This is a genomic window from Streptomyces sp. NPDC050145 (assembly GCF_044460245.1).
Lineage (GTDB): Bacteria > Actinomycetota > Actinomycetes > Streptomycetales > Streptomycetaceae > Streptomyces.
In genome coordinates this window covers 21,010-39,777 of record NZ_JBITJS010000011.1, presented here as the reverse complement: position 1 = coordinate 39,777, position 18,768 = coordinate 21,010, and the positions used below count along the sequence as shown (strand labels likewise).

The following is an 18,768-nucleotide window of genomic DNA, read 5'->3' as shown; positions in this document are numbered from 1 at the left end:
CACTCACGCCGCCGGACGACCATCGGACGGCCACCGCAAAGAAGCCGTGAACGCCCCGGTCAGCGCACGAGGAGCGCGAGCAGGCGCTCGGCCTCGGCCGCCGGATCGGTGGTCAGACCGGTGTGCACGGGGCCGGGCCGGACGACCGTCGAGCGCGGGGCGATGAGCCAGCGGTAGCGGCGGCCCGCGTCGTCGTCCGCGGCCTGGCCGGAGGCGGCGCCGCCCTCGCAGTGCCGCTCGATCGCGCCGAGGAGGGCGCGCACGCCGGCCACGTCGGCCTCGGGGTCGAGGGCGAGGAGGCGGCTCTCGTCCAGGTGCGTGAGCGCGGCGACGAAGGACTTGGCGCGGCAGTACACGACCACGCCCGCGTTGATCTGTTCGCCGCGCTCGGCGCGGGGCACGACCCGCAGCAGGGCGTACTCGAAGACGTCGCGCTCGCTCATCGGCCGGCTCCCGGGGTCAGCCAGCCCGGCGCGCTCGGCCGGGCCTGGTCCGCGCCGCCCTCGGGCAGCGTGATGCGTTCGTGGATCGTGGCCACGCGCGCGTGCAGCGTCTCCACGTAGGCGCGGCGCACGGCGTCGGGCGAGTCGAAACCGGGCTCGTCCGTGAGCCACACGTCGGGGATGTCGGCGACGGCCGCGCCGAGCAGTTCCTCGGTGACGCGCGGCGCGAGTTCGGCGGCGGCCGCGGCGATGCCGGGGGCGAACCGGGCGAGGGCGTGGTCGCTCGCGTCGTACGGCTTGCCGGCCCAGGCCGGGGCGCCCCGCCAGTTGTGGTGCCAGATCATGCTGGCGCCGTGGTCGATGAGCCACAGATCGCCGCGCCAGACCAGCATGTTCGGGTTGCGCCAGGACCGGTCGACGTTGTTGATCAGCGCGTCGAACCAGACGACGCGCCCCGCCTCCAGCGGGTCCACGCCGTACGCGAGGGGGTCGAACCCGAGGGCGCCCGACAGGTACCCCATCCCCAGATTCGTACCGCCGCTCGCCTTGATGAGCTCCTGCACCTCGGGATCGGGCTCGCCCAGGCCGATCACCGGGTCGAGGTCGAGCGCGACGAGCTCCGGCACCCGGAACCCGAGCGCCCGCGCGAGCCGCCCGCAGACCACCTCGGCGACCAGCGTCTTGCGCCCCTGCCCCGCCCCGGTGAACTTCAGGACATAGGAGGCGAGATCCTCGCCCTCCACGAGCCCGGGCAGAGAGCCCCCCTCACGCAGGGGGGCGATGTACCGCTTCACAGCGACTTCATCCAGCATCCGCCCAGGCTATACGGGGTCCAGAACACCCCGGGGACCGATCCGCACCTAGCCCCACATCCCCATGGCGATCTCGTCGAACAGGGCCGGCCACTCACTCTCCCCGCCGAACGGCAGCGGGTCCGCCCGCTCGATCTCCTCCTGCATGCGGCGGATCACAGACTCACGGCCGTCGAACGAGGCGGCGCGGGCGACCTCGGGGAGCGCCCGCTGCACGGCGTAGACGGTGTAGGCCAGTGACGACACGTCGGCGTGGAGCGGTGTCGGCGCGTCCGCGCCTTCGTAGAAGCCGTGGACCGCGCCGGTCACCGTGTCGAGCGTGACGGTGGTCGCGGTCAGATTGCCGAGGACGATCCAGCTCCGCGACTCCTCCGGAACGGTCCACTGATCCCGGTCCATCACGTCGAACGCGCGCAGGACGGGCGCCCTGCCGGGTGCACCGATCTCCGCCTTGGGCGTGGACGGGACGCCCACCGCGCACAGAAAGTCCAGCGTCGACCCCGAGAAGCCCAGCGCCTCGGCATCCGACCGCACCGACCTCTCGACACGCTCGGCACCGAATTCGCTCACCAACTCGGCATGGGTGAGGTCGAATCGCAGTCCGTACATGCCACTTCCCTCCTGGCGGGGGCTTCTCGCGACCCTGGCTCGAATGCCCCACTCTGCCCCATCGGTGGAGCGACCTGGTGACCGTCCGCGCACCGGGACGGAGCGCCGCACTCGCGCCGCTCCGTCCCGGTATCCGGGCTACCAGGAGGACTTGGTCACCCCGGGGAGGTGGCCCGCGTGGGCCTGTTCGCGGACGTTCACCCGGGAGAGGCCGAACTTGCGGAGGTGGCCTCGGGGGCGGCCGTCGACGCTGTCGCGGTTGCGGACGCGGGTCGCGCTCGCGTCGCGGGGCTGGCGGCGCAGTTCCGTCCGGGCGGCGGACTTCTCGTCGTCCGTGGCGCGCGGGGACGCCAGGACGGCCTTCAACGCCGCGCGGCGCAGCGCGTACCGGGCCACGATTCGCTTGCGCTGTTCGTTCTTCGCGACCTTGCTCTTCTTCGCCATCAGACGCGCTCCCCTCGGGCCCGGATCCGGGCGACGGCCGCCTCGACGCCGATGACGTCCACGGTCTTGATGCCGCGCGCGCTGAGCCGCAGCCGGACGCTCCGCCCCTCACTGGGCAGCCAGTAGCGCTTGTTCTGGATGTTGGGGTCGAAGCGGCGTGAGGTGCGCCGGTGCGAGTGGGAGATCTTCTTGCCGAAGACCGGCCGGGCGCCGGTCAGTTGACAGTGTGCGGACATGCGGGTGCTGCCTTTCTCTCCATCGGCTTACCGATAATGGAAATCATTGTCGTATGCTACCCGCCATGACCCCAACCGAAGAACCCCCGATGCCGGTGGTGGTCGTCGGCGGACTGCACGCCGAGGCCCGTCGGTCCGCGGTCGAACGGCTGCTGCACGAGGTGCCCGGCAGCGTGGCCCTGCACCACGACCTGTCCGCGGGCCCGACGGGCACCGTGCGCCGCAGCGTCCGCGACGCCACGGGCGAGACCGCCTGGGGCGAGACGCCCCTCGTCAACAACTGCGCCTGCTGCGCCCTGCGCGAGGACCTGGTGCCCGAGCTGGAGCGACTGGCCGCCGGCGGACTGACCCGCCTCGCGGTCGTGGAGCTGTGGGACTCCGTGGAGCCGCGCGCCATGGCCGAGGTCGTCGCCGCGCACGGCCACGACGCGTTCCGCCTCGCGAACGTGCTGACCGCCGTCGACCCCGCCCTCGTCCTGCCCTGCCTGTCGAACGGCGACGACCTCGCCGACGCCGGGCTCGCCGCGGCCGCCACGGACCAGCGCACGGTCGCCGACACCTTCGCGCGACAGTTGGAGTACGCCCCCGTCCTCGCCGTCACCGACAGCCCGGACGCCGGACCCGACGACCTCGCGCTCCTGCGCCAGCTGCATCCGACGGCGACCCATGTCCGGGTGGCGTCGGGGAAGTTGGGCGGCGCCGTGCTCGCCGGTTTCGACGTGGGCGCGGCCGCCGCCGCTCAGCACCCGGCCTGCGCCCGGCTCCCCCACGACTGCGACGAGGAGGGCGTCAGCACGCTCGTCTGGCAGCGCCGCCGCCCCTTCCACGCCGGCCGCCTCTACGAGGCCCTGGAGGACCTGTGCTGCGCCGCGGCCCGCAGCCGCGGCCGGTTCTGGCTCGCCGACCGGCCCGACAGCCTGCTCGCCTGGGACGCCGCAGGAGGCGCCCTGTGCGTGGAGAACGCCGGCCCCTGGATGGCCGCGCTGCCGGACGCCGCCTGGGAGTTGATGCCGCCCGAACGCCGCACCGCGGCCGCCCTCGACTGGCATCCCGAGCACGGCGACCGCTGCCAGCACCTCGTCTTCACCTCACCCGACCTGGACCGGACGGGACTGCTCTCGCTGCTCGACTCCTGCCTGCTCACCGACGACGAACTCGCCTCCGGACCGGCCGCCCTGCCGCGCCCCACCGGCTTCGACCACCTGCTCGACGCCGCCTGACCCGCCCCACCACACCGAGGAGACCTCATGGCCCGCACCGCCAAGCCCGCGCCCGCCCGCAAGAACCGCCCGAACCCGCTCGACGCGGCCGGCATCACCCACATCGACTACAAGGACACCGATCTGCTGCGGAAGTTCGTTTCCGATCGCGGCAAGATCCGCAGCCGCCGCGTCACCCGCGTCAGCCGGCAGCAGCAGCGGCAGATCGCCACGGCCGTCAAGAACGCCCGCGAGATGGCCCTGCTCCCCTACGCCGCCCGCTGACCCCCACCTGATCCGTCCCGCCCCTCCCACGATTGGACCTTCATGGCCGTCCCCAAGCGCAAGATGTCCCGCAGCAACACCCGCCACCGCCGCGCGCAGTGGAAGGCGAGCACCCCGCCCCTGGTCCCGGTGACGGTCGACGGCGTCACCCACCTCGTACCGCAGCACCTCAGGAAGGCGTACGAGCGCGGCCTTCTGCGCCCGGAGAGCTGAGCCCGGCGGGAGCCGTCCGGCGCCGACGTCCCGGTCTCATGCCGCGCGCTCCGAGAGAGCCGCGGGAGTGGCCGGGTCGGCGAGGACCTTGCGCGTGATGCGCTCGGCGATGGCGGCGACCAGCGTGCGGGGGCGGCGCGGCGTGAGGTGGGCGCCCAGGGCGTTGCTCAGACCGGGGGCCACGTAACCGCGGTCGCGCTCCAGGGCGCGCAGCGCGGCGCGGACGACGGGCGCCGGGGTGGTCATGGAGCCGGTGACGGCGGCCCGGCGGGTGCCGATGGCGTCGAAGAAGGCGGTCTCGACGGGGCCGGGGCACAGGGTGAGCACGCGGATGCCGCGGCCCCGGTACTCCTGGCGCAGCGCGAGGCCGAAGTTGAGGACGAACGCCTTGGCCGCGCCGTAGACGGCGAAGTAGGGGGACGGCTGGAAGGCCGCGTTGGAAGCGACGTTGAGGACCGCGCCGCGGCCGCGCTCCAGCATGCCGGGCAGCAGGGCGTGGGTGAGGTCGACGAGCGCCACGACGTTGACCATGAGCTGGTCGTGGTCGCGCTCGCCGGAGATCTCCTCGAAGCGGCCGCACGTGCCGAAGCCGGCGTTGTTGACCAGGAGGTCGACGCTCAGTCCGCGGGCGGCCAGCTGGTCGGCGACGCGGCGGGCGGCGTCCGGCGCGGCGAGGTCCTGGACCACCACGTGGGCGTGGACGCCGTGTTCGGCGGTCAGCCGCTCGGCGAGGGCGGCGAGCCGGTCGCCGGATCGGGCGACGAGGACGACGTCGTGTCCCTGGGCCGCGAGCTGTACGGCGAACTCGGCGCCGAGGCCGGACGACGCTCCGGTGACAAGGGCGGTGCTCTGCACGGTGTTCTCCTTCGACCGATGACCGATGACAAATGGCAGATGAGCCCGACTGGCCCGACTGACCCAACCGGCTCAACTGGAAGGAGAAAGTAGCAGTAATCAGTAGAACTGCAACAGCCTTGTCCCATCTAAGGTCGCCATCGCCTCGGAGTTGTATCGTCTACGTGACCAGGTGGACTTGTGGGAGGCGTGATGGGTGAGACGGCAGCGCGGCCGTTGAGGGCGGACGCGGAGCGCAGCGTGCGCGTGATCCTGGAGGCGGCCGAGCGGGTGCTCGCCGAGGACCCCGGGGCCTCCATGGAGCAGATCGCGACGGCCGCGGGGGTGGCCCGCACGACGATCCACCGGCGGTTCGCGAGCCGGCAGGCGCTGATCGACGCGCTGGCGTCCTCGGCCGCCCGCCAGCTCGCCCGCGCGGTGGACGACGGCCGGCCGGACACCGCTCCGCCCCTGGTGGCGATGCACCGGATCACGGCCAACGTGCTGCAGATCAAGGGGGCTTGGGCGTTCGCCCTGGGGCTGCCGGCGGAGCCGGACAGCGAGGCCGCCGCGGTGCATGAGGGCATCGACCGCAGCTGTGTCGCCCTGCTGGAGCGGGCGCGGGCCGAGCGGCTGATCGACGAGGCGGCGGACCTCGAGTGGGTGCGCCGGGTCTACTACGCGCTCATCGGGGAGTCCCTGCACAACGAGCCGGAGGGCGCCGATCCGGACGCGCTCGCCGCTCGCATCATCGACACGCTGCTGCGCGGTGCGGGACCCCGGAGCTGAAAGCCCGGAAAATCTCCGAGGCGTTGAACGCTCCGGCCGCCGGCCCCGTATCCGAGGGAGATCCCCCCACGGATCCAGGCCCGCCCGTCTCGAAGGGAACCGACAGCATGACCGATTCGCAGGAGTCCTCCGCACCGCACGGCCCCGCCCCGACCCGCCGCGTGGTCGTCGCGGCGGTGGGCGCCGCCGGGATCGCCGTGGCGCTCAGCGCGTGCGGCGGTTCGGACGGCGGCGCGTCCGAACCGGCGGGCAGCGTCTCGGCCCCCGCCGGCGACGGGGGCGGCGCGTCGGGCGGCCGCAAGCTCGTCGAGGAGAGCGAGGTCCCCGAGGGCGGGGGCAAGATCCTCGCCGACGCCGGGGTCGTGGTGACCCAGCCGAAGAAGGGCGAGTTCAAGGCGTTCACGAACATCTGCACGCACCGGCAGTGTCCGGTGAGCTCGGTCGAGGGCGGCACGATCAACTGCCCGTGCCACGGCAGCAAGTACTCGATCGAGGACGGCAGCGTGCGGCACGGTCCGGCCACCGAGGGGCTCGCCGAGAAGAAGATCACGACGAGCGGCGGCGCCATCAGCCTCGCGTAGGGCGCCGCTTCCAGGCGGTGAGCACGTCCTGGGTCGTGACGACGGTCGCGACCAGGGCGAGGGTGTTGCGGATCATCGCCGGGACGTAGTCGGCGGGGACGCCCGCGACGGCGTCGCTCGCCACGACGACCTGGTAGCCGAGGTTCACGGCGTCGAAGACGGCGTTGGGGATCGCCACGTTGGCGGAGACGCCGGTGACGACGAGGGTGCGGCAGCCCAGATTGCGCAGCAGCGGGTCGACGTCGGTGCCCGCGATCGGGGAGAGGCCGTGCAGCCGGCGTACGACGAGGTCCTCGTCGGTGACCTCGATCGGCGGGGCCACGCGCACCGCCTTCGTGCCGGTGAGCTGCTGCACGGGCAGCCGCTCGGCGGCGCGGAAGAGCCGCCCGTTGCGGTTGGCCCCGCGCCCGTCGGGCCGCCGCTCGGCGACGGCGTGCATGACCTGCACGCCGCTCTCGTGCGCGGCGGCGGCGAGCAGGGCCACCCGGTCGAGGACGCCCGAGGACCGGGCCTGTTCGGCGAGTTCGGGCAGGGCGCTGTCCGGGCCGACCACACCCTGCTGGCACTCCACGGTGAGCAGCACCGTGGTGGGCGGGGCGAGCAGTTCGGCGAGAAACTCCTGCGACGGCATGCGCGACCCCCTGCGGTCCGGTCGGTGTCCGGCGGCCGACCCTAGCCACCATTGCGCGACGGCGGAAGACCCAGCATGCTGCCTTTCTGACGCATCGTCAGCAGTACTGAACCGCCTTCGAGGGAGCGCACATGGCCGTCACACAGCGCCGGGGCCGCCGGATCATGATGACCTCCGAGGAACGGGACGCGTTCCTGACCGAGCAGCGCACCTGCCGGGTGGCGACCGTGTCCGCGGACGGCACCCCGCACGTCAGCCCGCTCTGGTTCCTGTGGGACGGGACCTCGCTGTGGCTCTACTCGCTCGACCGCAGCAAGCGCTGGGCCGATCTGCGGGCCGACGGCCGGGTGGCCGTCGTGGTCGACGCGGGTGAGGAGTACGGGGAGCTGCACGGCGTGGAGCTGTCGGGCCGGATCGAGTTCGTCGGGGAGTCCCCGCGCACGGGTGAGCCGTGTCCCGAACTCGACGCGCCGGAGAGGCTGTTCGCGCACAAGAACTTCGGCCTGTCCGAGATGGTGCACGACGGGCGGCACGCCTGGGCGCGGCTCACCCCGGACAAGATCGCCTCCTGGGACTTCCGCAAACTCCCCGGGATGCCGTCACCCGCGAGCTAGGCCGTTCCGTCCTACGACGCCATCCTCCCGAGGTCGGCGCCCGCCTTCTGCAGGGCCTCGACGGCCGCGCGGATCGACGGGCGCCGGTCCGCGTCCGCGCGCCAGACCACGTAGACATGGCGCCGCACCTTCTGGCGCACGGGGACGGTGACGACCCCCTCGGGCATCGGGTCGCGGCCGAGGAGCGGGGCGACGCAGACGCCGAGGCCCGCGGCGACGAGGCCGAGCTGGGTGTGGGTCTCGGCGGCGCGATGGCCGACCTGCGGCTCGACGCCCCGGGCGCGCAGGGTGAACAGCAGCCACTCGTGGCAGAACTCGCCCTCACCCCAGGTGATCCACTCGTCGTCGGCGAAGTCCTCGAGGCCGACCTCGGTCCGGCCCGCGAGCGGGTGTCCGGCGTGCATGGCGATGTCGGCGGGGTCGTCGAGGATGCTCGCCTTGACCAGGCCGTCGGGCATCGGCATCGGCTTGTTGTACCAGTCGAGGACGACGGCGAGGTCGAGGTCGCCGCGCACCACCGCGGCGACGCCGCCCTCGGGCTCCAGCTCCTGGGAGCGCACGCGCAGTTGCGGATGCTCGGCGCGCAGGGCGGACAGGGCCGCGGGGAACAGCCCGCGGGCCGCCGTCGGGAACGCGGCGATCCGCAGCTCCCCCGCCACCTGGCCGCGCTGCGCCTCCAGGTCGGACTGGGCGAGCTCGACCTGGGAGAGGATGCGCGCGGCGTGCTCGGACAGCAGCCGGCCCGCGTCGGTGAGCCGGACGCCGCGCCCGTGCTTGGCGAGGAGCTGCTGGCCGACCTCGCGCTCCAGCTTGGTCATCTGCTGCGAGACGGCGGACGTCGTGACGTGCAGGGCGTCGGCGGCGCCGCTCACCGAGCCGTGCCGGGCGAGCGCGTCGAGGACCCGTAGGCGCTCCAGGTTCAACATGTAAGCGATGCTAAGCGATATCGCGCAAGAATTCTCGCTTGTGCTACGAGGACGCCGCGCGCGAAGCTTGCCTCCATGAGCACCGTGACCCCGCGCCGGAGCGTTCCGGACAGCACTTCGACGACCGCACCCGCCGCCGGTCCGTCCCGCGCCCTCGACTGGCGCCTGCGCTTCGGCGCGCTCTCCCTCATCTGGGGCTTCAGCTTCCTGCTCATCAAGGTGGGCACGGACGGGTACGCGCCGTTCCAGGTGACGCTCGGCCGCCTCGTGTTCGGCACGCTGGTGCTCGTGGCGGCGATGGCGGTGAAGCGGGAGCGGCTGCCGCGCGGCGCCCGCACCTGGGGGCATCTGACGGTGGCGGCGTTCCTCCTGAACGCGCTGCCGTTCTCGCTGTTCGCGTTCGCCGAGCAGACGATCCCGTCGACGCTGGCGGGGATCTGCAACGCGACATCGCCGCTGTGGGGCATGGTGCTCTCCCTGGTCGCGCTCTCCGAGGACCGGCCGACGCGGCGCCGGGTCGCGGGGCTCGGCCTCGGCTTCCTCGGCGTCCTGACGGTCCTCGGCGTGTGGCAGGGCTTCCACGGCCTGGACGTGACGGGCACGGCGATGGCCCTGCTCGCCTCGCTCAGCTACCCGATCGGCTGGATCTACGTCCGGCGCACACTGGCGGCGTCCGGCCACTCCCATCTGTCGATGACCGGCGCCCAGCTGCTCGTCGCCACGGTCCAACTGGCCGTCGTGACCCCGCTGTTCACGTCCTGGCCGGCCCACTTCTCACTGGTCCCGCTGCTCGCGATCGTGGCGCTCGGCGCGCTCGGCACGGGCCTCGCGGTGCTCATCCAGTACGGCCTGGTCGCCGAGGTGGGGCCGACGACGGCGCAGATGGTCACGTACTTCATCCCGGTCATCGCCACCGCCGCCGGTGTCGCGGTGCTCGGCGAGACGCTGCACTGGTCGACACCGGTCGGCGCGCTGATCGTGATCGCGGGCGCGGCCCTCACCCAGTCCAGGGGCCGCGCTCAGTCGTAGCGGCCCGTGCCGCGGGCCGGGCCCACGGCGTCGACCACCGCGTCCGCGACCGCGTCGATCTCCTCGACGCGCAGCCCGGAGACGGTGATCCGCACCCCGGGCCCGGCCTTCATCCGGAACCGGGCGCCGGGCGCCACGGCCCAGCCCGCGTGCAGCAGCCGGGCGACGACACCGGTCTCGTCCGGCACCGGAACCCACACGTTCATCCCGCTGCGCCCGTGCGCCTCGATCCCCCGCGCGGCGAGCGCGGCGATCAGCGCGTCACGCCGCCGCCCGTACGAGGCCGAGACGGCCCGCGCGTCGACCGCGCCGGCCGCCCACAGCGCGGCGACGGCCCGCTGGACGATGCGGCTGACCCAGCCGGGCCCCAGGCGCTGCCGGCCGCGCACCCGGTCGACGGTGTCGGGGTCGCCGGTGAGCACGGCGAGCCGCAGGTCGGGCCCGTAGGCCTTGGCGACCGAGCGGACGAAGGCCCAGGGGCGGGTGTCCCCCGCCAGCGGGTGCAGCGGCAGGTCGACGATGCCGTGCCCGTGGTCGTCCTCGATGAGCAGCACGTCCGGGTGGGCGGCGAGGACCGCACGCAGCTCCTCGGCGCGGGCCGCGCTCACGGCCGCGCCCGTCGGGTTCTGCGCCCGGTCGGTGACGACGAGGGCCCGCGCCCCGCCGTGCAGCGCCCGCGCCACGTCGCCGGGCAGCGGCCCGTCGTCGTCCACGCCGACCGGCTCGATGCGCAGGCCGAGCGCGGGCACGAGGTCGAGCATGCTGCCCCAGCCGGGGTCCTCGACGGCGACGGCGTCGCCGGGTCTGAGGTGCACCGCGAGCACCCGCTCGATGGCGTCGAGGGAACCGGACGCGACGACGACCGGCCCGGCCGGCACCCCGTCGGCGTCGAACGCGGCCCGCGCGGCGCGGGCCAGCTCGGGCTCCAGTGACGCGTCCCCGTAGAGCACAGGGTCCCGGTCGGCGGCCCGCGCGGCGGCGGTGAACGCCTCGACGAGCGAGGGCAGCAGGGCCGTGTCCGGATTGCCGTTCGACACGTTCCGCACGCCGTCCGGTACGTCCACGCGGATGCTCTCGCGCGCGGTCGTGGCCGGTTTGGGCCGGACCCGGCTGCCGCGCCGCCCGGCCGTCTCGATGACCCCGCGCTCGCGCAGGGTCCGGTACGCGGCCGCGACCGTATTGGGATTCACCCCGAGCCGCTCCGCCAACTCCCGCATCGGCGGCAGCAGTTGCCCCGGTTCGAGGCTGCCGTCGGCCACCGCCCGCTCGACGCTCGCCGAAATGTCTGCTGCACGCCGCCCACTGATCGGATACTCTCCTAGCACAAACAACATTATGCACTAGTGCAATGGAGTTCGCACCATGAGCGTGGCCCCCGAGCAGTCCCCCGTCACCACCGCTGCCGAAGACGCCGCCGAAGACACGTACGCGCCGACCGAGCGTACGGTCCCGACGCGCTCCAAGGAGCGTGCCCGCTACGACCACGAGATGGTGCACGCGATACTCGACGAGGCCTACGTGTGCCACCTCGGCTTCGTTCGCGACGGGGCGCCGGTCGTGCTGCCGACGCTCTACGGGCGGGTCGGCGACCGGCTCTACGTGCACGGCTCCACGGGGTCGCGCCCGCTGCGGATGGCCGGGCAGCAGGACCCGGGCCTGCCGGTCTGTCTCACCGTGACGCACGTCGACGGTCTGGTCCTGGCCCGCTCGGCCTTCCACCACTCCATCAACTACCGCTCCGTGGTGGTGCACGGCACCGCCCACCAGGTCACCGACCCCGACGAGAAGCGCCTCGCCCTGGACGCTCTGGTCGACCACGTCGTACCGGGCCGCTCCGCCGACTCGCGCCCGGCGAACGCCAAGGAGCTCGCCGCGACCGCCGTGCTCCGCCTCGACCTGGCCGAGGTCTCCGCGAAGCTGCGCACCGGCGGCCCGAACGACGAGCCGGAGGACCTGGAGCTGCCGTACTGGACGGGCGTCGTCCCGGTGCAGCGGACCCACGGCGCGCTCGTCCCGTCGGACGACCTGGCCGACGGCATCGAGGTCCCGAAGTACCTGCGGGAGCTGTGATGCTGATCCACCCCTGGGACGCGGCCCGCGACGAGCAGGAGTGGCAGGACTGGCTGGCCGGGCACGACTTCGGCCAGCTCGCGGTCAACGGACCCGACGGCGAGCCGCCGTTCGTCCAGCCGTTGCACTTCGCGTACGACGCGGCGCGCGGCGAGGTCCTCGGCCATCTCGCCCGGCCGAACCCGCTGTGGCGTGCCCTGGAGGCGCGCCCCGAGGTGCTGCTCAGCGTCGTCGACGACTACGCGTTCGTGCCGGGCCCCTGGCAGGCGCTGCCCGGCGACCCGGCCGAACACGGGACGCCGACGAGCGTCTACGCGGCGGTCCAGCTCCGGTGCACCGCGCATGTCGTCGACGACCCGCACGAGAAGGCGGAGCTGCTCAACCGGCAGGTGGCGCACTTCCAGCCGCCCGGCCTGTCCGCCGAGGCCGCGGCGGGCGAGGCCCCGTACGGGCGGCTGCTGCCGGGTATCCGTGGGCTGCGGCTCAAAGTGACCGGCGTCCGCGCCAAGTTCAAGTACGCGGGCCACAAGCCGGACGAGGTGCAGGACCGGATCGCGGCGGGCCTCGCGGAGCGTGGGGCGCCGGGCGACGCCGCCGCCCTGGCCCAGCAGCGGCGGCGGCGCTCCGCCTGAGCGGCAGGGTCCGCTCCGGTCAGCGGCCCGGCGCGGACCCCGGCGTCACGCGACCACGGTGGCGCCGGGCTCACCGGCCGCCGATCCGGCCCCCGACCGCTCCGGCACCGGGACCTCGACCTGCCGGATGCGCGCCGGCAGGGCGAGCGCGGCGACGAGGCAGCAGACCGCGGCGCCGGCCGCGATCAGGTAGGCGGCCTTGAAACCGTCGCTGGTGTACAGCACGGCGCCCCGCGTGATCTCCGGCGAGAGCGGCGCGATGTACGAGTTGTTCAGGACAGTGAAGGCGATCACCGGCAGGACGGCGGGGAACACGCTCTGGAACACGCCCGCGATGCTCGCGGTCGAGGCCTGCAACTGCGGTGGAACGGCCTCGATGAGCAGGTTCGGGACGGCCGCGTAGCCGAGGCCCATGCCCAGTCCGACGAGGCACGAGAACAGGATCAGCAGGCCCCGGCTGTCGTGCGCGTACGCGGTGAGCGCGCAGCCCAGGCCCGCCGAGACGCCGCCGGCGGCCATCATGAGGCGCGGCCGCGCGTTGCGCCCGACCAGCACGCCGACGAGCACGCCGCCGACGACGGTGCACAGGCCGATCGGCGCCTGGAAGACGGCGGTGCCCTCGGCGTCGACCCCGAAGCCGTAGCCGAGCCCCAGGGCCGCGGGCGTCATGACCAGCATCGGCAGCAGCATCGTGAACAGGCCGCTGACGCCGTACATGAACCCGGCGGCGGTGACGGTGAACGCCACCGAGCGCCGGCGCAGCACCTTGATGTCGATCAGCGGCTCGCGGACCGCGCCGGAGCTGACCAGCCACGCGACGAGGAGCACGACGCCGCCGATCAGGTAGGCGAGGGTGGAGCCGGCGGTCCAGCCCCAGGCCGGGCCGAAGCTGACGCCGACGAGGACACCCGCGACGCCCGCGCCGAGCAGGAGCGCGCCGACGAGGTCGAGGCGGGAGCGCAGGCGCACCGCGCTCTCCTGCGTGGTCAGCAGGATCATCGCGCCCAGGACGACGAGGGCGATGACCCAGAACCAGAAGATGCTGCGGAAGCCGAAGTCGTCGATCAGCCAGCCGGTGATGAACGGGGCGGGGATGGCGATGATGCCCATGCCGCTGGTCGCGATACTGACGGCGAGGGGGACGGTCCGGGGCGGGAAGACGTCGCGGATGAGCGAGTAGCTGAGGAACAGACACGGGACGAGCAGCCCGGTGAGCGCGCGGCCGAGGATCATGATCCCGTAGCTGGGCGCCACGGCCGAGACGAGCGACCCGGCGATCGAGACCGCGATGCAGCCGACCAGCAGTCTGCGCTTGCCGTGGAGGTCGGCGAGCTTGCCGACGAGCGGCGCCGCCACCGCGCCCACGAGCAGGAACGCGGTGAGCAGCCAGGCGCCCTGCGTCGTGCGGTAGTGCTGGGCGATGGACGGCATGGCCGTCGCGATCATGATGTAGCTGATCGCGAGCATCTCGAGCAGGAGCACGATCGACAGCAGCGACACGATGAGGCGGGGCGTCCATCGTTCGTCGACGGCGCGGTCGGCGCCTGCGGCACCGGCGGTCGGATCGCCCAGAGGGGAGGAGACCATCGTCGGATCCTTTCGGGATGGCCTGAACGGAGATCCGCCGCCGGAGGTCGGGGCCGGGTCCACCCGCCCGTGACCTCCCTACCGCGCCGCCCGGGCCGGAGTGATGGGGAGCCACGTCCACCGGCGGCCGCCGGCGACATGTAGCGGACATCACAGGGCCTCGACGCGGCGCGGCACCACACGGTGTTCCATCCAGCGGGAGCCGGACCGACACCGTTTTTAGACGGTGCTTAGAAGGTGCAGGTCAGGGCGGTGTACCCCGAGTAGCAGAAAATCGGTGGATCAGCCACCTTTGTGGACCGGGGTGCGGGACTCCGCCGCCGCGAGGCCGACAACGGCCGTCAGCATCACGGCGGTGCCCGCCACGGTCGCGCCCGTCAGCCGCTCGCCGAGCAGGGTCACGGCGATGAGGGCCGCGCCGACCGGTTCGAGCAGCATGATCACGGAGACGGTGGCGGCCCGTACGACGGCCGCGCCCGCGAAGTACAGCCCGTAGGCGAGCGCGGTCGGCACCGACGCGATGTACAGGAGCAGCAGAAGCACCTCACCCGGGTGCCCGGTGTGCGGGACGAGCCCTTCGGCCGCGCCGAACGGCAGCAGCGCGAGTGCGGCCACGGCGAAGGTGCCGACGGTCGTGCCGAGCTGGTCGCCGGCCCGCCCGGAGCGGCCGAACCAGCGGGTGAGCAGGGTCATCACGGCGTACCCGGAGGCCGAGGCCAGCGCCCACAGGACGCCGGCGGGGCGGACGGCGGCGCCGCCCGAACCGAGGACTAGCACGGCGAGGCCGCACAGCGCGCCGCCCACGGCGAACACGCCGCTCCGGCCGAGCCGCTCCCCCATCGCGACCCGTGCCCCCAGCGCGATCAGTACGGGACCGGCGCCGAGCGTGACGACGGTGGCGACAGCGAGCCCGGTCGCGGCGACCGCCGCGAAGTAGGCGGTCTGGAACACGGCGAGGGCCAGTCCGAGCACGACGATCCGGACGGTTCTGCGGCCGCGCGGCTCGGGGGTCGCGGAGGCGGGAGCGGGCCTGCGGCGCAGCACCCGGACGACGAGGAGCAGGAGGAGCCCGCCCGCGCACCGCCAGAACGACAGGGCCGAGGGCCCGAGGTCGCTGACGCGGAACACGAGCGAGGCGGCGGCACCGGCGGTGCCCCAGGCGAGCCCGGCGACGACCAGGCAGATCAGACCGCGGGCGACGGACAGGACGGCTTCAGGAGATTCGGGAGATCCGGAGGATTCGGAAGATCCGGAGGATTCGAGGGAACGGGCAGCACTGCCCGACACGGCTTGCGACACGTGGCACTCCACGGAGAACGGCCCCGAGGAAAGAATCAGGGGCCAGGGACACGGACCGTCGATCGCGGGCAGCCGTGACCCGCCCGGGGACGCCCGGGCGCGGGATCCGGTGACGACCGGTTCCCGTGGAGAAGTGCGGCTCACTGCCCGCGCAGGGCCCGGGGCGGGCGGATCCGACGGAAAGGTCCGTGGATCGACGCCCGCCGGCGGGGCCCTACGCGGCTGGAGGCGGCAGGACGAGTGCGTGTGCGTGCATGATCGCCACCCTAGACGGCGCTCCCCGACCGGGACAACGCCGTTTCCGGCTCGGTGACCTGCGGCGGTTCGGTCGCCGCCGGCTTGGAGGACTGCGCGATGAACGCGCCGACGAGCACCACGGCCCCGCCGAACAGCTGCGGCCCGGAGAGGTGTTCGCCGAGCATCACCCAGGCGAGCACGGTCGCGATGACCGCTTCCAGGCAGGCCACGACGCCGGCCACCTGCGGGGAGAGCCGCCGTACGGCGACGACACCGGTGACGTAGGCGACGACGGTGGCGAGCAGGACGATCCAGCAGAGCAGCAGCCAGGCGGGCACCGCGGTGCCGTTCATCGAGGCGTCCCCGGCGAGCAGCGACCAGTCCATGCCCCAGGGCCGGGCGATGACGGTGAGCACCACGGCTCCGATCAGCAGCCCGTACGCGATGACGCCGAGCGGGTCGGGGGCCTCCTCGCCGGCGTCGCTGCCCTGGTCGGACAGGACGAAGTAGCCGACCTGGCAGCAGGCGGCGCCGAGCGCGAGAAGCAGGCCGAGGACGTCGAAGCTGAGTCCGGCCCACACCTCGACGACGCAGGCGAGACCGCCGACGGCGAGGACGACACCGAGCGCGGCGGCCCGGGTCACGGGCTTGCGCTGGACGAAGCGGACCCAGCCGAGGACGAGCGCGGGCGCCAGGTACTCGATGAGCAGGGCGACGCCGACGGGGATGCGGGAGATCGCCGCGAAGTAGCAGGCCTGGACGCCGGCGACGGCGAGCAGACCGAACCCGGCGAGCAGCGCGGGGCGCCGGCGCACCAGCGCGCGGTGCCGCCAGGCGACGGGCAGCATGACGAGCGCGGCGCCCGCGACCCGCAGCCACACCACGTGGAGCGGATCGAGACCCGCCTCGATCAGCGGTTTGGCCGCCACCCCCGAACCGCCGAACGCGAGCGCGGAGGCGAGGGCGAGGCCCAGACCCATTCCGCGCGCACTCGTCCCCGGACCGACCTGAGACTCAGTTGACCCATGCACCGGCACATCATGACAGGGACCGTCAGGACCGTCACCCCCGATGACCCCTGTCTCACAGGACGGACGCCGATGACCTGCGACGCGGCGTCAGTTCAGCCTCCGGCGCAGGTCCTGGACATCGATGCCGGCCCGGCCGAGCACCTCGACGGCGCGGCTTTCCGGGTCGTCGGTGAGCGCCGCGAGCACGTCGAGGCCCCGGGCCGGGCCGCCGCCCCGCGCAGCGGCGCGCTCGGCGCCCGCGCACATCGCGGCGGCCGCCACGGGGGACCAGCCGGGGACGCCGCGCACGACCGGCACCGCGCCGGAGTCCTCGACGGAGCCCTGCCAGCGCAGCCCGTAGCCGATGCTGCGCTGGACGAGATAGCCGAGCAGCCGGGCGAGGTGCCCGTCGTCGCCGCAGGCCGCGCGCACGGCGGGGTCCGACTCCAGGAGCGAGTGCAGCAGATGAGCGGTGTCGATCTGCCGGTCGGCGTCGCGCAGCGCACGCCGCCGGGCTCCCGCGACGGCCAGAATCAGCTCGTCGCTGAGCGGGGCGTCCACGGGATCGTCTTCGAGAGGGCCGCACGAGGCGGTGCCGGACGGGGGAGAACTGTGCACGTACCTCACCCCATCAGGCCTGATCCGCCGGAACATCGCCGAGGGGAAGCATCTTCGCGTCCGACACAAGGTGGGCACGCCCCGCCGAACCCTCCTCCTCAGGGATGAGATCCGGCCGTTCTCGCCGCAAGGGAAGCGCGCCGCCTTGCCGCCGCGCAACCGCTTGCACCACTGGATCGTCCGTTTCTTGTATGGAGAGCAGGAGCTGGCACGTCGCCCTGCCCGCGGTCGACGGCAGGCAGTACGTGTACCGGGTGTACGCCCCGGACGACGCGTTGCCCGCCGACCTGTTCTGGGACGCCTGGCACTGCCACGACGAGGGTCCGCATCCGCGCGCGTACGACCTCTTCGACGCGGCGCGGATCGAACGCGTGGGCTGACCGAGACGTTCCCGGTGAATTTCTTGAATTTCTGACGGTTCATCAGTATTGAATGTTCGAGGCCACGCGGCTACGTTCCGCGACGACGCGACACCGCAGCCCGTCGGGCTCTCGACTCAAAGGGGTGGCCTCATGGCCGAAGTCAGCGCGGAAGCACGCATCGAGGCACCCGCCGAGAAGGTGTGGGCACAGCTCACGGACTTCTCCAAGTACGGAGAGTGGAACGCGACGCACACCAGCTTCCCCAAGGGTGGCCCTGCTTCGCTCGAGGTCGGCGGGCAGTTCGAGGAGAACATGAAGCTGATGGGCTTCCCGGCCGAGGTCACCTGGACCATCGAGGACCTGGAGGACGCCCGCACCCTCGCGATCCGCGGCAAGGGCCCGATGGGCGTCAACGTCGGCACGCGCTACACACTCACCCCGGACGGGGCGGCGACGACGGTCCGCATCGACGGGGAGTTCACCGGCGCGGCGGTCTCGCTGATGGCGGGCAAGCTCAAGGACTCGGCGACGGCCGCGCTCAACGAGTCGCTGCGCAAGCTGAACGGCCTGGTGGTCTGACCCCGCGCGCATCCACCCGCGTACGCACATGAAGAGGCGCCCGTACCGATCGGTGCGGGCGCCTCTTCGACGCTCTACCGTCCTCCTGACCATCCCGCACGGGGATCAGTCCTCGTCGGCGAGGATCAGGTACAGCTTCTTGCGCGCCTCGTTGATCACGGACAGCGCCTTCTCGCGCTGCTCCTTGCTGCCGGTCTTCCAGACCTGGCCGAACGCCTCCATCAGACCGAAGCCGGCCTGCCGGATCTCGTTCATCGCGTCCCAGTCGACGCCGCGGCCCGCTTCCTCCCAAGGAGCGTCGGGCCCCTCTTCGGCGGCGGTGCGCCCGTCGTCGGTGAGCGAGAAGAGCTTCTTGCCGCCCTCGCTCGCGCTGGCGATCAGGCCCTCGTCCTCGAGCAGCTGCAGCGTCGGGTAGACGGAACCCGGGCTGGGCTTCCACGCGCCGCCGCTGCGCTCGGCGATCTCCTGGATCATCTCGTAGCCGTGCATCGGGCGGTCCTTGAGCAGCGCCAGGATCGAGGCCCGTACGTCACCGCGCCGCGCCCGCCCGCGCGGACCACCGCCGCGACCCCCGCGTCCACCCCAGGGACCGGGCCCGAACCCCGGGCCGAACGGCCCGAACGCGCGCCGCCCCTCGAAGCCGCCCCGGCCGTGGTGACCGGGTCCGCAGTGCCCGTGTCCGTGCTCGTGGTCGTGTCCTTGCGTATGCATGTCCATCAGTCCTTCCCT

General features: G+C 73.1%; 25 protein-coding genes. 11 read left to right on the top strand and 14 right to left on the bottom strand.

Features of this window, described 5'->3' with window-relative positions; translation table 11 throughout:
* Window positions 1-59: 59 nt before the first annotated feature.
* From ACIBTU_RS22510 to rpmB, 5 genes are all read right to left on the bottom strand, one after another.
* Complete coding sequence (locus ACIBTU_RS22510) at window positions 60-443, bottom strand: DUF3037 domain-containing protein (protein ID WP_399128115.1); 384 nt, start codon at window positions 441-443, stop codon at window positions 60-62.
* Entirely contained in the window at window positions 440-1,255 is an 816-nt protein-coding gene (locus tag ACIBTU_RS22505; RefSeq protein ID WP_399128114.1) for a HipA family kinase, read from the bottom strand. The genes ACIBTU_RS22510 and ACIBTU_RS22505 overlap by 4 nt, the downstream gene beginning before the upstream one ends.
* A 48-nt stretch (window positions 1,256-1,303) precedes the next feature.
* Complete coding sequence (locus ACIBTU_RS22500) at window positions 1,304-1,864, bottom strand: SUKH-4 family immunity protein (RefSeq protein WP_399128113.1); 561 nt, start codon at window positions 1,862-1,864, stop codon at window positions 1,304-1,306.
* A 138-nt stretch (window positions 1,865-2,002) separates the two neighbouring features.
* Entirely contained in the window at window positions 2,003-2,308 is a 306-nt protein-coding gene (gene rpsN, locus ACIBTU_RS22495; protein WP_399128111.1) for a 30S ribosomal protein S14, read from the bottom strand.
* The gene (gene rpmB / locus ACIBTU_RS22490) at window positions 2,308-2,544 is read right to left on the bottom strand and encodes a 50S ribosomal protein L28 (RefSeq protein WP_399128110.1); all 237 of its coding nucleotides are present in this window, start codon (window positions 2,542-2,544) and stop codon (window positions 2,308-2,310) included. Before rpmB ends, rpsN begins: the two co-directional genes overlap by 1 nt.
* Window positions 2,545-2,609: 65 nt before the next feature.
* Here rpmB and ACIBTU_RS22485 point away from each other — a divergent pair, with 65 nt between their 5' ends.
* The 3 genes from ACIBTU_RS22485 to rpmF are packed head-to-tail and all read left to right on the top strand — an operon-like array spanning window position 2,610 to window position 4,241.
* Window positions 2,610-3,764: a CobW family GTP-binding protein gene (locus tag ACIBTU_RS22485; protein ID WP_399128108.1), complete on the top strand. Its 1,155-nt coding sequence runs from the start codon at window positions 2,610-2,612 to the stop codon at window positions 3,762-3,764.
* 27 nt (window positions 3,765-3,791) lie between these two features.
* Window positions 3,792-4,028, top strand: a complete 237-nt coding sequence (gene rpsR / locus ACIBTU_RS22480; protein WP_399128107.1) for a 30S ribosomal protein S18 — start codon at window positions 3,792-3,794, stop codon at window positions 4,026-4,028.
* Between the two features lie 42 nt (window positions 4,029-4,070).
* Entirely contained in the window at window positions 4,071-4,241 is a 171-nt protein-coding gene (gene rpmF, locus ACIBTU_RS22475) for a 50S ribosomal protein L32 (RefSeq protein ID WP_399128106.1), read from the top strand.
* Between the two features lie 36 nt (window positions 4,242-4,277).
* On the opposite strand, the gene ACIBTU_RS22470 is transcribed toward rpmF, so the two are convergent.
* The gene (locus ACIBTU_RS22470; protein WP_399128105.1) at window positions 4,278-5,096 is read right to left on the bottom strand and encodes an SDR family NAD(P)-dependent oxidoreductase; all 819 of its coding nucleotides are present in this window, start codon (window positions 5,094-5,096) and stop codon (window positions 4,278-4,280) included.
* Window positions 5,097-5,288: 192 nt separating this feature from the next.
* Between ACIBTU_RS22470 and ACIBTU_RS22465 the strand changes: the two genes are divergently transcribed.
* Together ACIBTU_RS22465 and ACIBTU_RS22460 are read left to right on the top strand one after the other, a co-directional pair.
* The gene (locus ACIBTU_RS22465; RefSeq protein WP_399128104.1) at window positions 5,289-5,864 is read left to right on the top strand and encodes a TetR/AcrR family transcriptional regulator; all 576 of its coding nucleotides are present in this window, start codon (window positions 5,289-5,291) and stop codon (window positions 5,862-5,864) included.
* A 107-nt stretch (window positions 5,865-5,971) separates the two neighbouring features.
* A complete protein-coding gene (locus ACIBTU_RS22460; RefSeq protein WP_399128102.1) occupies window positions 5,972-6,445 on the top strand; it encodes a Rieske (2Fe-2S) protein in 474 nt (157 codons plus the stop codon).
* On the opposite strand, the gene ACIBTU_RS22455 is transcribed toward ACIBTU_RS22460, so the two are convergent.
* Complete coding sequence (locus ACIBTU_RS22455) at window positions 6,432-7,076, bottom strand: cysteine hydrolase (RefSeq protein ID WP_399128100.1); 645 nt, start codon at window positions 7,074-7,076, stop codon at window positions 6,432-6,434. The two genes, ACIBTU_RS22460 and ACIBTU_RS22455, sit on opposite strands and share 14 nt — an antisense overlap.
* A 131-nt stretch (window positions 7,077-7,207) precedes the next feature.
* On the opposite strand from ACIBTU_RS22455, the gene ACIBTU_RS22450 reads away from it, so the two are divergent.
* Entirely contained in the window at window positions 7,208-7,690 is a 483-nt protein-coding gene (locus ACIBTU_RS22450; RefSeq protein WP_399128099.1) for a pyridoxamine 5'-phosphate oxidase family protein, read from the top strand.
* Window positions 7,691-7,701: 11 nt separating this feature from the next.
* Here the strand turns inward: ACIBTU_RS22450 and ACIBTU_RS22445 are convergent, their stop codons facing one another.
* Entirely contained in the window at window positions 7,702-8,616 is a 915-nt protein-coding gene (locus tag ACIBTU_RS22445) for a LysR substrate-binding domain-containing protein (protein WP_399128098.1), read from the bottom strand.
* 75 nt (window positions 8,617-8,691) lie between these two features.
* Here ACIBTU_RS22445 and ACIBTU_RS22440 point away from each other — a divergent pair, with 75 nt between their 5' ends.
* The gene (locus ACIBTU_RS22440) at window positions 8,692-9,645 is read left to right on the top strand and encodes a DMT family transporter (RefSeq protein ID WP_399128096.1); all 954 of its coding nucleotides are present in this window, start codon (window positions 8,692-8,694) and stop codon (window positions 9,643-9,645) included.
* Here the strand turns inward: ACIBTU_RS22440 and ACIBTU_RS22435 are convergent.
* Window positions 9,636-10,970 (bottom strand): aminotransferase class I/II-fold pyridoxal phosphate-dependent enzyme, encoded by a 1,335-nt coding sequence (locus ACIBTU_RS22435; RefSeq protein WP_399128095.1) that lies wholly within the window; start codon window positions 10,968-10,970, stop codon window positions 9,636-9,638. The genes ACIBTU_RS22440 and ACIBTU_RS22435 overlap by 10 nt on opposite strands.
* Window positions 10,971-11,007: 37 nt before the next feature.
* Between ACIBTU_RS22435 and ACIBTU_RS22430 the strand changes: the two genes are divergently transcribed.
* Together ACIBTU_RS22430 and ACIBTU_RS22425 are read left to right on the top strand one after the other, a co-directional pair.
* Window positions 11,008-11,715 carry a pyridoxamine 5'-phosphate oxidase family protein gene (locus ACIBTU_RS22430; protein ID WP_399128094.1) on the top strand — a complete coding sequence of 236 codons (708 nt, stop codon included), beginning with the start codon at window positions 11,008-11,010 and terminating at the stop codon, window positions 11,713-11,715.
* Window positions 11,715-12,347 (top strand): FMN-binding negative transcriptional regulator, encoded by a 633-nt coding sequence (locus tag ACIBTU_RS22425; RefSeq protein ID WP_399128093.1) that lies wholly within the window; start codon window positions 11,715-11,717, stop codon window positions 12,345-12,347. The genes ACIBTU_RS22430 and ACIBTU_RS22425 overlap by 1 nt, the downstream gene beginning before the upstream one ends.
* A gap of 45 nt (window positions 12,348-12,392) precedes the next feature.
* Here ACIBTU_RS22425 and ACIBTU_RS22420 read toward each other — a convergent pair whose 3' ends face one another.
* The 4 genes from ACIBTU_RS22420 to ACIBTU_RS22405 all read right to left on the bottom strand — a co-directional run bounded on the left by ACIBTU_RS22420 (window position 12,393) and on the right by ACIBTU_RS22405 (window position 17,134).
* Window positions 12,393-13,934: an MFS transporter gene (locus ACIBTU_RS22420; protein WP_399128092.1), complete on the bottom strand. Its 1,542-nt coding sequence runs from the start codon at window positions 13,932-13,934 to the stop codon at window positions 12,393-12,395.
* Between the two features lie 282 nt (window positions 13,935-14,216).
* The gene (locus ACIBTU_RS22415; protein WP_399128397.1) at window positions 14,217-15,140 is read right to left on the bottom strand and encodes a DMT family transporter; all 924 of its coding nucleotides are present in this window, start codon (window positions 15,138-15,140) and stop codon (window positions 14,217-14,219) included.
* Window positions 15,141-15,499: 359 nt separating this feature from the next.
* A complete protein-coding gene (locus tag ACIBTU_RS22410; protein ID WP_399128090.1) occupies window positions 15,500-16,450 on the bottom strand; it encodes an EamA family transporter in 951 nt (316 codons plus the stop codon).
* Window positions 16,451-16,588: 138 nt separating this feature from the next.
* Window positions 16,589-17,134 (bottom strand): Clp protease N-terminal domain-containing protein, encoded by a 546-nt coding sequence (locus ACIBTU_RS22405; protein ID WP_399128089.1) that lies wholly within the window; start codon window positions 17,132-17,134, stop codon window positions 16,589-16,591.
* Window positions 17,135-17,289: 155 nt separating this feature from the next.
* Here ACIBTU_RS22405 and ACIBTU_RS22400 point away from each other — a divergent pair, with 155 nt between their 5' ends.
* Together ACIBTU_RS22400 and ACIBTU_RS22395 are read left to right on the top strand one after the other, a co-directional pair.
* A complete protein-coding gene (locus ACIBTU_RS22400) occupies window positions 17,290-17,478 on the top strand; it encodes a hypothetical protein (RefSeq protein ID WP_399128088.1) in 189 nt (62 codons plus the stop codon).
* 132 nt (window positions 17,479-17,610) lie between these two features.
* Window positions 17,611-18,039, top strand: a complete 429-nt coding sequence (locus ACIBTU_RS22395; RefSeq protein WP_399128086.1) for an SRPBCC family protein — start codon at window positions 17,611-17,613, stop codon at window positions 18,037-18,039.
* A 105-nt stretch (window positions 18,040-18,144) separates the two neighbouring features.
* On the opposite strand, the gene ACIBTU_RS22390 is transcribed toward ACIBTU_RS22395, so the two are convergent.
* Complete coding sequence (locus tag ACIBTU_RS22390; protein ID WP_188340125.1) at window positions 18,145-18,750, bottom strand: PadR family transcriptional regulator; 606 nt, start codon at window positions 18,748-18,750, stop codon at window positions 18,145-18,147.
* Window positions 18,751-18,768: the final 18 nt, after the last annotated feature.